Source organism: Plantactinospora alkalitolerans, assembly GCF_015690345.1.
Lineage (GTDB): Bacteria > Actinomycetota > Actinomycetes > Mycobacteriales > Micromonosporaceae > Plantactinospora > Plantactinospora alkalitolerans.
On record NZ_JADPUN010000241.1, the window covers coordinates 1 to 11558 of the forward strand.

Here is an 11558-nt window from a genome sequence, read left to right on the forward strand (position 1 = left end):
CACCGACTCCACCTCGCCAACTCCACCGGTCGAGGCATCCGCGCCGACGGGGTCGACGTTCCTCGACCTCCGACGGCTCCGGCGCCGAGCGACGTCGGCCAGCAGGCGGTCGCGGACCTCCGCCGCCTGCCGGTCAGCCGTCGGCCCGGCCGCGACCGTCTCTACGAGGTAGCGCCGTTTCTTCGAGAACGGATCGAGGCCGTCGTACACCCGGACCCGCAAGGACCCGCTCGGAAGCCGTTCGATCTCACCGCGGGCGCGACGCTTGGCTCCTGGCGGAATCGACATGGAGCAATTCTGGTTGTACTGGCTCCACAATGCTAGCTCCACTGGCTCCACAGCTACGAACGTCCGGTGGCAGCGCATCCCGGCACCACGATCCGGCCCCACTCCAGGTAGCGTGCCGGGCGTGTCGAAGTCCGCCTCACTGGCAATCGCACAGGTCCTGGCCCACTGCGGTGGCGCACCCGGCGAGGCGGTGGAGTACCTGGCCCAGGCGATCGCGCAGGGGCCGGACGATCCCGAGCCGTACAAGCTCCTCTCCGAACTGCGCCGGAAGTCGCCCGAGGAGGTGGCGGAGGCGGTCGCGGCGCCAAGCAGCCTCTGGCAGTTCGTGGTCGACGCGTACCTGAACTTCCTCGACGGTCACCCGGATCAGGCCGCGCTGAGGCTGGGCGCGGTGATCGGTTACCACCCGGACGTCGCCTGGGCGTCCGCACCCTGGTTCGCCGACGAACGATTCCTCGGGGCAGTGACGGCCGCTGGACTCGCCGACGCAACCCTGAACATCACCGACCACGGACCCGAGATGGACAACGACGCGGCGCGGGACCGGATGGGGCCGTGGTTTCGGGCCATCGACGTGGTCTGTGAACGAGAGCCGGTGGCGGAGGCGATGGCCCGGATGGCGATCCTGCTGCGGATCTGCGGACGCACGGATGCGTCGCTGGCCCTGTGCGACCGTGCGGACTCCGTCGACCGGGTGATGTTCACCGAGGTCGTCCGCGCCGGGACATGGCGCCGTCTCGGTGACCGGCGGCAGACGGCCGCGGCGTTCCGGCGGGCGCTGGAGCTGGACCCGACGAACTGGTCGCTCTACCTCGATCTCGCCGATCTGGCGGCGGAGGACGGCGACTTCGCCGAGGCCGCCGACCTGGTACGCCAGGGCCTTGAGCATGAGCCGGAGGAGATCACACTACGGGCGGCAGGCGCCGCCTACCGGGCCCGCGCCGAGGGCTCGGTCACCGACCTGGACCTGCTGCTGGAGCTGGCGCCGGAGGTTCCCCACGCGGGCTACCGGGACGGGCTGATCGAACACGCCATCGGTGCCCGGGATTTCCCGGCCGACCGGATAGCGGCAGCCCGCCGGGTCCAGGACGGCGACTGACCCGGGGGAGTCGGGCCCGGGGGAGTCAGGCCCGGGGGAGTCAGGCCCGGGGTTCGAGGACCCCGAGGCCACTGACGTCCACCACCGGACCGTTCTCCCGCATCCGCTCGGCGACCTGGTGCCACCGGCCGGCCTGCCGGGTACAGATCCCCAGGGTCTCGTCACCACGCAGCGGCTCACCCCGGTAGTCCATTCCGGCCAGTCGGCGGCGGGCCCGCAGGCTGCCGTTCCCGGCGTGTTCGGCGACGGTCTGGTAGATCGCGTTGAGCTTCCGGTCGACCAGGGCGATGTTGAGCCGGGCCAGGCGTTCGACGTTCTCCTCGGGTCGGGTGCCGTCGCTGACCAACCGGTTGGCACCGGACAGCACCAGATCGTCGAAGCGCGGGATCTCCGGCGGGAACCGGGCCTCGGCGATCCGGATCGGGTCGACGGCCCGGCGCAGCAGCCGGATGAACTCGGCCCGGTCCCGCCAGTAGCGCGCATGGTCCAGGGCGATCCGGCAGAGCGTGTCCCAGGTCTCGGCGTCCAGGTCGAGCCAGCGGATCAGCAGATGCGGATCGGCGGTCTGCGGCGGCAGCGCCCGGTCGTGCCAGGTCTGCTCGAGCAGTACGGCACCCTGGCAGACCAGCTCCTGCGCGTACGCCGACATCCGTAGGTTGATCACCTTGTCGGGGCGGGGGAAGACGAGGTTCAGACTCGGATACACCTCCTCCTCGAAGTAGCCGAAATCCTGTAACCGGCGCAGCGGCGCCAGATCCGGCTCGCTACTCAGGATCCACCGGCGCAACCGGTCCGCCGCGACCCCGCTCTCGGTGCAGGCCAGCGCGGCACGGAGCTGCTCGACCGCCTTCTCCACCAGCGGGGCGACCGGCGGTGGCAGCGGGTGCGGGCTCGGCTCCAGATCCGCCGCCCGGATCGACCCGACCGCCGGGACCGGCCGGGTGCCGCCGCCGGGCGTCGAGTTCTGGACCGGCCGGGTGCCGCCGCCGGGCGTCGAGTTCGGGACCGGCCGGTTGCCGTCGCCAGGCGTCGGGGTCGGGACCGGTCGGTTGCCACCGTCGTCCGAGTTCGGAACCGGTCGGTTGCCACCGTCGGGCGTCGAGGCCGGACGGCGGTACCAGCGGGGCGGATGGGCCAGCGGCAGTGCGTCCGCGATCAGCCGGCGACCCCGCCAGAGCGCGCGGGCGGCCGGGGACAGGTGGGCCGGCGGGCGCCGATCCGGATCGGGAAAATACCCCTTGAGCGCGAAGCCGTAGGTGCAGGCCGCGTTGTAGAAGTCGAACGACCGGGGCGGATGCGCGGGCCACCGTCGGTGCTGCGCCCGCCGGATCGCCCGATCCAGCAGTACGCCGCCGGACGGCCACTCCCGCATCAGTACGGCGGCTCTGCTCCGGGGACCGCGCCGCCACCAACCGGCCAGGGTCCCCCCGACCTCGAAAGGTCCCAGCGGCCCGGTCGGAAGCGGTCGCCAGCCGACGGCCGCCCAGTCGTGCCACGCCTTCGCCAGCCGCAGCGGCGCCCAGACGTCCCGCAGCAGCAGCAGTGCCGAGTGGGTCACCTCGGAGCGGGTACGCCGGACGAACCAGGCGAGCACGGTGTCCTCGCGAAGCCGGTACAACTCCTGTGCCGCCGCGATCTGGAAGACCACCGCGGTGGCCTCCGGGAACTCCCGCAGCACCCGGCGCAGCCACTCCTTCGCCGCCGGCTCGCCGGGCCCGTCGGCGAAGCTCGTCACCACCGGCCAGTACCGGTCCACGAACGCCTTCTCCAGGCGTTGCCGCATCTGTCGCCGTACCTTCTCCCGGTCGCCGACGCCGTCCTGCTTGAACCACTGGTGCACGGTCCGCTCCGTGTAGGCGAGCGTGCAGGCGTACTGGTAGCGGAGTTTGATCGAGTCGGGTCGGCGGCGCAGGTAGCGCAGCGTCCCGAGGACGTGCCGGGGCAGGTCGCGGAGCCGGTCGGTCCGGGTGGTCCAGATGTGGTCGTCGTACCAGCCGCCCTGTTCCCGCAGCACCAGCGCCGACTGGTACGTGTCGAGGGCGTCCAGGAAGAGTCCCATCTCCTCCTGCACGCTGGCGACCATCATCCGTAGGTCCGCGTTGAACGGGTCGAGCCGCAGCGCCTCGCCGTAGAACCGGAGCGCCTCGTCGAACTGCCGACGGTCCTGCAACTCCTTTCCCTTGTTGTAGGCGGCGAAGAGTGCCGCCGGCAGCTCCCGGCCGCACCAGCTGCGCCACGGTGCGGCCCGGCCGAGCCGGGTCACCGGCAGGATCGTCGCCAGCACCCAGTACGCGGTACGTCGGGTCGCCTCCTCCCAGGTGCTGCCCCACTGCGTGGTCATCGCGCTCCGGCCACCGCGCAGGAACGAGGTGACGGTGGCGGACACGCCGTAGCAGGGTTCCTGGGCGCGGACCTGCAGCACCCCGGTCACCCGGTAGCCGACCTTCGGCCAGAGCCGGGGCAGCATCTGGAGAAGCATCGCGAGTGGGTTGGTGGTCTTCGGGTCCACCCCGCCGGCCACGTCGAGGAAGTTCTCCGGTGGCGGGTCCGCCGGCCCGGCGTACGGGGGGTAGATGTGTGTCTCGGAGAGCCGCTGGCAGAACTGGCTCTTGAGGTCGTCCACCGGCGCGTCGTGCTGCGGCGTGGCGTCGGTGAACTCGTGCACGTCCACCGGACCGGGCCGGTACGCGAGCCGGACCCGGCGGTGGTGCCGCCACGCGGCGAAGCAGATCAGGGCGAGGAGAAGCAGTCCGAGCCGCTGCCGGACCGGATGTGTCCCGTCGCCGCCGACCGCGACGGCGAGCCCGTCCAGCGGAGCGAGCGGCCAGGAGTCGGGGCGGCCCATCCGCAGGTGCGTCCGCCCCGCCCAGGTCAGCGCGGCGAGCAGCCCGAGGGTGGCGACGGCCTTGAGTAGTAGCGCCCGACCGGGCCGGGCCACCGGCAGCGCGGCGGGCGCGGCCCGGGATTCTCTACCGATCCGCCGGGGTGTCGGCTGCTCCCACTGCTCGGATCGTTGGATACCGTGCGACGTTCTTCTTGCTCGATGAGGCATCTCGGCCACCGATGGGTCGGCTCGGTCCCTCCTGTACTCGGTCCTCCTGTAACGGAAACCCGCACCTCCAGGCTAGGGATCGTGATATCGGTAGGGGTCCGAAATGCCGGTTCTCGACCGTACCGAAGGATCAACCCTGTCCCGGTGGCCCCAGCGGTCCCGATGGCCCCAGCGGTGCCAGTGGCCCCAGCGGTCCCAGTGGCCCCAGCGGTCCCGCAGGTCCCGGTGGTCCTGGGGTCACCACGATCGGTGCCTCCCTCCGCAGAGGGAGGCCGACCGGTCGCGTGGGGGATTTCCGTCCGGCCGACCCGGGCCAGGCTGGTCGCATGACGGGAAGACGGCACGGGGTCGACGTACCGCCGCGAAGGGCCGGCGGGCCGACGCGCCGTGCCGGCACCCACCGGAACCGTGGCGGCTGGACGCCGTACGCGGTCCTGGTCTGGGCGCTCGGATACGGGGGGCTGCGGGTGCACTGGGCGCTGGGCGGCGCTCCGGAGTTTCCGCCGCTGGGATCCGATCTCTACCCGCTCACCGGCTGGGGCACAGTCGTCCCGGTCGGCGCGGCGGCGGTGCTGGCGGTCGCGCTCGCCCGCGCGAACCGCTGGCACCGGTCGCTGGCCCTGGCGGGCTGGGCGGGGAGCGCCCTGCTCGTGCTGCTCTGCCCGCTGCTGCTGCTGGACGCGGTCGGCCTGGTCATTCCGGGGCTGGGCCTTCCGTTCGATCCGGCCGGAATTCTGGGCCGGGTCGGTGCGCTGACCGGTGGACTGCTGCTCGCGGCGGCCGCGCGGGCGTACTGGCGGCGGTGCCGGGACGATCGCCCGACGCCCGGCTGGATCGGGGCGCTGGTCACGTCCTGCGCCGGCACCGATCCGCCCCGCTGGGCCCGGATCGCGGGCTACCTGGCGGTGACCGGCTGCCTGGTCCGGCTCGTCGCCCAGTACGCCGTCGGAATGACGGACGTACCGTTCCCGGCGGGGCCGTCCGTGATCGTGTTCGAGGCCGGGTTCCTGCTCGCCGGAGTGCTGCTTCCGCTGGCCCTGGTGCACCGCTGGGGCCGGGTGTTCCCGGGTTGGGTACCGGTGTTGGCCGGTCGGCGGGTGCCCCGCTGGCTGCTGCTCGGTCCGGGGTTCGGGCTCGGCGTCGGGCTCACCGTCTACTTCGGAGTCGGCACCGGTCAACTGGCCGTCGAGACGGTCACCGGGTCCTGGGATCCGGGCGACGGAACGTACCCGCTGTGGTTCTTCTGGGTCGCGATGCCGGCGTACCTGGCCTGGGGCCTGGGACTCACCGCCGCGAGCGGCGCGTACCGGTGGCTCACCGCCGGCGCCGGCGGCAGAGCGTCCGGTGTGGACGGCCTGGCCTGGTGTCGGTAGGGGTCGATCCGACCCCGGCCCCGGCCCCGACCCCAGGCCCGGCTGTGGCTCGCGACGGCCTTGCCGAGGCCGGCCAATCTCGATAGACAGGTCCGGACGTCTGTCCGGCCGGGCGGGCCGGATGGCGGGGAGATTCGGATGGCCTTCGACAGGGCCGGAATCGGCGTGGTCGTCGCGGCGGCCGGAGGCGCGGCACTGGCGGTCGGCCAGATCGTCGTCGCCGACACCGTCGGGGTGCTGGAACTGGACGGCGTGTTCGTGGCCGGCAACGAGCGGGTGGCCGGGGTCCCGGTCACCCTGGTCGGCTGGTTCCTGGCGATGGCGGTACCGCTCGCGGTCGCCTTGGCGCTCGCGGCGGTGCCGGACGGGCCCGGGCTGGCCCGGGGGACCCGGCTGAGCACCGTTCCGGGCGCCGCCGTGGGAGCACTCGCCGGACTGCCGGTGGTCTCGTTCCTCGGCGCAGGGGCGACCCGGGAGGCAGCCATGTCGGCCGGGATCAACGGCATCGCGCTCGGCATCGCCATCGGATGCGCCGTGGCGGTACTGCCGGCCGTCGGCCGTGGGCTCGCCGGGTACGCCGCGCTGCTGTGGACCGCCATCGTCGGGTTCGGGCTGCTCGTGCCGCGTACGGTGGCCTACGCCGGGATCGTGGAGCCGCTGGGTCTGGAGCCCCTACGTGAACTACGCGGCACTCTCAGCCGGCTGGGCATGCCCGACCTGGGGCCGTTGGACTACCACTACGCGTCGGTGCTGCCGGTCGCGCTGGCTGTCGTCGTACTGAGCGGGATGCTCGGGGTGCGGGTCGTCCGCCGTACCGGATCGGTGTGGGTGGCCGTCGCGGCGGCCGTGGTCGGCCCGGTACTGGCGGCGGCCAGCTACCACCTCGACCGCGACCAGTTGACCCTGTGGAACACCGACGCCGCGATCATGGCCCATCTGCTCGCCGTCGCCGCCGGCCTGCTGGCCCTGCTGACCGCGACAGTCGCCGGACGGTTCGCCCGGCCGTCGTCGCTCGACGGTCCGGGCCGGGCGGCGGACGGAGGCGCGGCGGGTCCGGGCCGGGCGGCGGACGGAGGCGCGGCGGGAATCCAGCAAACCGGGTGAGGCTGTCGGAGGTGTGGTGCAGGATCGACAGCGTCTACCGGACATCCGTCCCGGTCGGCCGGGGGCGGATCACCGGGCCGGGCCAGCCGGGCGAGGAGGAAGCTCGACATGACCAGCGCCGCGTCGCCCGGACCCGAGATCATCCGCCGCTACTTCGCACTCGCCTCCCAACCGGACACCGAGGCGTACCTCGGGCTCTTCGCCGACGACGCCGTGGTGCTCGACGAGGGCAAGGAGTACGTCGGCATCGCCGCGATCCGTGCCTGGCGCGGCGATGTTCCGCTGGTCAGCTACGAGATCACCGACGTCGAGGTGACCGCCGCCGGCACGGTCGCGACGGCCACGATCACCGGCGACTTCCCCGGCAGCCCGTTCGCCGGCCTGAGATTCCGGTTCGAGGAGTACGACGACAGCCAGATCAGGAGACTGCGGATCGCACCGTGACGGTGCCGCTGTCGTCGTACCCGGTGAATCCTGGTCGGGCGGTGTCAGGCGTCCTCCCGCTGCGTGGGCCGGCCCTGGCCCTGGCGGGGAATCGACTGCGCCGCGGCGAGCGTCGTGGCGAAGTCGTCCACGGTGCGCCAGACCGGCGCATCGACCCAGTAGCCGGAGTGCCGAGCGGCGGCCGGAGCGGGCTGCCCGTGGATGTACCAGTTGCTTACCGGGTCCGGCAGTTCCTGGTCGACCCCGGACGGATCACCGGCCCCGAAGACCCGGCCGCCGATGTAGTCGGTCCGGTAGTAGAAGTTCCGCCAGCCGAGCAGCCCCACACCGTCGTCGCCGGAGACGAGCCGGCGCAGCACCGGTTCGCCGAAGTACGCCGGAAAGGCCCAGCCGTACAGGGTGGTCAGCGGTGAGCCGAAGGTGACCAGGGCGATCGCGTCGTCGTCCGGCCGGTTCTCCGTCTGGAGCAGGGCCGCGGCGGCCAGCACCGTGCCCTGGCTGTGCGCGGCGAGCACCACCCGCCCGCCGTTGTCGTGCACCCGCCACAGTCGCTGCTGCAACTCGGGCACCGCCCGCTCGGCGTACGACGGCGGAGCCAGCGGGTGGTACGCACGCGGCCAGAACGTGAGTACGTCCCACAGCACGCCGATCCGGCGCCGGCTGTGCAGGTCCCGCCAGCCCCGCCGCAGCACCAGGATGATCACGACCGGGATGCTGGAGGCGAGGTAGCTGCCCAGGGTGAGTGTCCACTGGGTGCCCCAGGGGAGTTTGTCGAAGACCCAGTACCGCACCCCGATGACGGCGAGCACGATCGTGCCGGTCACGGCCATCGCGGTGAGTAGTTTGTCGAGGTCGCGGGGGGCCCGGGCGAGTCGCCGGGCTCGGGCGATCCGCGCCTCCCAGCCCTCGCCGCGCATCGTCTGCCAGAGCCGGGCGAGGCGTTGCCGTTCGGTTCGCTCGTCGGCGAGCGTGCTCCGCTGCCATCGCGGTTCGGCGTCCGGCCGGGGCACGTGTGCGCGGTACCAGGCCCGGATCCGCGCCTGCTCGCCCCGGTCCGCTCCGGCCCGCCAGTAGTGGAACAGCTCGTACCCGACGAAGAGCAGGATCAGCGCCAGCGGGAGCAACGTCAGGTAGTGCACCAGCTTTCCGACGATCGGATGGACGTACAGCTCGACTCGACCGGTCGGTCCGGCGGGCAGGTGGGCCCGGGTCGACACCTCGGCGGTCACCGCCGCCACCCGGGTCATCATGCTCAGCAGTACCGCGTTCAGTGCGAACACGCTGAGCGCCAGTGCGACGAAGGGACCGAAGACCACGAACGTCCCCCGCTGCCAGCCGCCCGCCAGGGCGGCCGCGAGGACCAGCATCAGGCTGACGAGGACGCCGCCGAGAGCCAGGCTGGACACCGTACGCATCCCGGGCAGGTAGCCGAACGACTGCGCGTACGCCGGTTGCACCGCCGCGTACCAGCCGGCGCCGCAGACGGCCGCGCCGCCCAGCCCGAGCAGAACGGCCGGGACGATCGCCGGGCGGTGCTCGGCGGCGAGGGCGGCCAGGGCGGTGAGCAGCACCAGCACGCCGAGGCCCAGGACGGCCCGACCCAGGGTGGGTGCCCCGACCGGCACCCCGGCCGCCCGGCCGGCCGTCGCCGTCGTGTGGGCCAGGGCGAGCGCGACGAAGGCCAGCCCGGCGGCGATGTGCAGGTGACCCAGATCCAGGGCACTGCGTTGGCCGTCCCAGAACGTCGGGTCGGCGAGGCCCACTCCGGACCGGGCGGCGCTGCCGGACCGGCGGGTGCGACCGGCAGCCGCTCCGAACCCCGGCGGGCGGGGCCTGGTCGCCTCGTACCGGTGGATGCTGCGCAGCGACAGGATCGCCAGCAGGATCACCACGGCGAGCGGCGCGAGCGCTCCGGCCAGGAGCCGTCGGGCGGGGTGCCCGGCGAGCAGCGGGTCGTGCAGCAGGCGCACCGGCCAGCCGTCCTCGGCGCACTGCGGTTGCCCGCCGCACTGGTAGCCGAGCAGTTCCATCCCGGTCATCGCGACGACGAGCAGGAGGTTGAGGGTGAGGCCGAGCGTGGCCCAGCGCATCGCGGCCCGGTGCAGCCGGAACAGTGCCGGGCTGTCGTGGGTACGCGGGCTGCACATCCAGCCGGCCACGTTCGCCAGCGCGAACGGGAAGAGCAGCAGCCACAGCACCCGGGCGCCGCTGCGTGAGGTCAACCCGCCCCAGGAGTACGCCTCGACGTGCCGTCCCCGTACGTCCGCCGTCCGGTAGAAGCCGGCGATCCGGTCACCGGAGACGTGTTGCGGCGCCGCGTCGCCGAGCAGGTTCTCCGGGGTGGTGCCACCCACCCCGTGCAGCCGTAGCTCGGTGACTCCGGTGAGGTCGGCGACCGGCGGAACCAGCCCGGCCGGGCGGGGCACCGGGGACGTGTCGTAGCGCTGCAGCGGCATGGCGTACTTCCCTGTCGTGACGGGGTCCGCGGCAGCTGGTGTCCGGGCGTCGACCGGCCTGTCGGCGGACGCCCGGCCCCGGAGTGTGATCGGGTCGGCTCGCTCCAACGCTGCTCCCCGCGCGGCGCCAACGCAGTCAGATCTAGGACTCCGGCGGCCGTACATTACCCCGTTGACCAGGCATTTTGTGGTGACCGGGGTAATGAACGGCGTCCGGTGCCCGGCGGGCCGCGTTCGGCACCCGCGCAGCAGGTCGGCTCCCGTACAGCGGGCCGGCAGCGGGCGTCGATCAATCTCGATGGTCATCGATCATTGCGTACCGGTTAACGATGGATGACGATTGATGCCCGGGGGGATCTCCCCAAGGAGGCATCATGGCGGAAGCAACTTCAGTCCCGGATGTCCACTCCTACCAACTCGGTACCAGCCGTCCACCGCTCGCCGTGGCCGACCTTCCCGAACCCGAGGAGGTCTTCAAGGTCCGCCGACTCGGTCCACGGGAGTTGTTCCAGTACGCGCTCGGCCCCAGCCTGATCGCGCTCGGCATCTCGATCGGCAGCGGCGAGTGGTTGCTCGGCCCACAGGCGGTGGGCCAGTTCGGATTCGTCGGCGTCGGCTGGGTCATCCTGATCTCGGCGGTGCTGCAGACCTTCTACAACGTCGAGAGTTCCCGGTACGTGCTGGCCACCGGGGAGGCTCCGGTGGTCGGCTGGGGTCGGGTGCCGCCGGGCTACCTGCTCTGGGTACCGGTGTCGGTGTTCCTGGTGATCTTCGCGTTCATCGCCGGGGGATGGGCGGCCTCGGCCGGCCAGGGCGTCTACGCGCTGATCCACGGTGAGGTCGCACCGTCCGGAGCGGAGGAACCCCGACTCTGGGCCATCGCCCTGCTGGTGCTGGTCTTCCTGATCGCCGCCGGGGCGAAACGGATCAGCCGGGCCCTCGAACTCGCCAACTGGGTGATGGTCGGCACGATCCTCGTCGTCCTCCTCGTGGTGGCCGTCCTGGTGGTGCCCTGGGACATCTGGTGGGACGGGATCCGGGGCTTCGTCACCCCGGCCGCGCCGCCGAAGGGGATCACCGCCACCCAACTCGGTGGACTCGCCGGATTCACCGCCCTCGCCTCCGGCCTGAACTGGTACGTGATGGGCCACTACCGGGACAAGGGCTACGGGATGGGCCACCGGACCGGCTTCATCTCGGGGCTGCGCGGCGAGCGGCGGGAACTGCTCGCCACCGGGGTCACCTTTCCGGACGATCCCGCCAACGCGGCCCGGTGGAAGCGGTGGTACCGGCTGCTGCTCACCGACATGTGGGGGATCTTCTTCGTCGGCGCGATGCTCGGCATGCTGCTGCCCACCATCCTGATGGCGCACGCGGTGCAGGTCTCCGGCACCGTACCGACCGCTGCGGACGTACCCACCTTCGTGGCCACCGCGCTCGAACCCGAGTACGGGCCGCTGATGTTCTACGGCATGCTGCTGATCGGCGTACTGGTCCTGTTCAGTACCCAGCTCGGCATCTTCGAGGGCATGGTGCGGGTGAGCACCGACGCGGCCCACGGGACCAGTCCCCGACTCCGGCGCCTGCTGGAGGGCGACCCCCGGCGCTTCTACTACCCGTTCATGCTGGTGCTGCTGGTGATCATCGCGATCGTGCTGCACCTGGCGGTGCCGGTCAACCTGGTGCAGTGGTCGGCGAACATGTCGAACCTGGGCGCGCTGTTCTACCCGTTCCTGCTGATC

The 11558-nt window shown here is 72.1% G+C and carries 7 protein-coding genes and 1 pseudogene; 5 read left to right on the plus strand and 3 right to left on the minus strand.

The genetic code is table 11. From position 1 onward, the window contains the following. Positions 1-339: pseudogene (locus I0C86_RS43825) on the minus strand (hypothetical protein); the annotation flags it as partial. Positions 340-409: 70 nt separating this feature from the next. Here I0C86_RS43825 and I0C86_RS27020 point away from each other — a divergent pair. Beyond that, a complete protein-coding gene (locus I0C86_RS27020) occupies positions 410-1387 on the plus strand; it encodes a tetratricopeptide repeat protein (RefSeq protein ID WP_230394868.1) in 978 nt (325 codons plus the stop codon). A 40-nt stretch (positions 1388-1427) separates the two neighbouring features. Here I0C86_RS27020 and I0C86_RS27025 read toward each other — a convergent pair whose 3' ends face one another. After that, complete coding sequence (locus I0C86_RS27025; protein ID WP_196204103.1) at positions 1428-4439, minus strand: tetratricopeptide repeat protein; 3012 nt, start codon at positions 4437-4439, stop codon at positions 1428-1430. Positions 4440-4765: 326 nt separating this feature from the next. On the opposite strand from I0C86_RS27025, the gene I0C86_RS27030 reads away from it, so the two are divergent. From I0C86_RS27030 to I0C86_RS27040, 3 genes are all read left to right on the plus strand, one after another. After that, positions 4766-5812 carry a hypothetical protein gene (locus I0C86_RS27030; protein WP_196204104.1) on the plus strand — a complete coding sequence of 349 codons (1047 nt, stop codon included), beginning with the start codon at positions 4766-4768 and terminating at the stop codon, positions 5810-5812. Between the two features lie 138 nt (positions 5813-5950). Then, complete coding sequence (locus tag I0C86_RS27035) at positions 5951-6916, plus strand: hypothetical protein (protein WP_196204105.1); 966 nt, start codon at positions 5951-5953, stop codon at positions 6914-6916. A 108-nt stretch (positions 6917-7024) separates the two neighbouring features. Then, positions 7025-7360 (plus strand): nuclear transport factor 2 family protein, encoded by a 336-nt coding sequence (locus I0C86_RS27040; protein WP_196204106.1) that lies wholly within the window; start codon positions 7025-7027, stop codon positions 7358-7360. A gap of 44 nt (positions 7361-7404) precedes the next feature. On the opposite strand, the gene I0C86_RS27045 is transcribed toward I0C86_RS27040, so the two are convergent. After that, positions 7405-9816 (minus strand): hypothetical protein, encoded by a 2412-nt coding sequence (locus I0C86_RS27045; protein ID WP_196204107.1) that lies wholly within the window; start codon positions 9814-9816, stop codon positions 7405-7407. A gap of 374 nt (positions 9817-10190) precedes the next feature. On the opposite strand from I0C86_RS27045, the gene I0C86_RS27050 reads away from it, so the two are divergent. Next, positions 10191-11558, plus strand: a 1368-nt coding sequence (locus tag I0C86_RS27050) for an Nramp family divalent metal transporter (RefSeq protein ID WP_196204108.1), incomplete at its 3' end; no start/stop codon positions are given.

Coding starts and splice junctions, on each gene's coding strand:
- I0C86_RS27045 (WP_196204107.1), bottom strand. CDS start 9,816: ATGCCGCTGCAGCGCTACGACACGTCCCCGGTGCCCCGCCCGGCCGGG.
- I0C86_RS27030 (WP_196204104.1), top strand. CDS start 4,766: ATGACGGGAAGACGGCACGGGGTCGACGTACCGCCGCGAAGGGCCGGC.
- I0C86_RS27040 (WP_196204106.1), top strand. CDS start 7,025: ATGACCAGCGCCGCGTCGCCCGGACCCGAGATCATCCGCCGCTACTTC.
- I0C86_RS27025 (WP_196204103.1), bottom strand. CDS start 4,439: ATGCCTCATCGAGCAAGAAGAACGTCGCACGGTATCCAACGATCCGAG.
- I0C86_RS27035 (WP_196204105.1), top strand. CDS start 5,951: ATGGCCTTCGACAGGGCCGGAATCGGCGTGGTCGTCGCGGCGGCCGGA.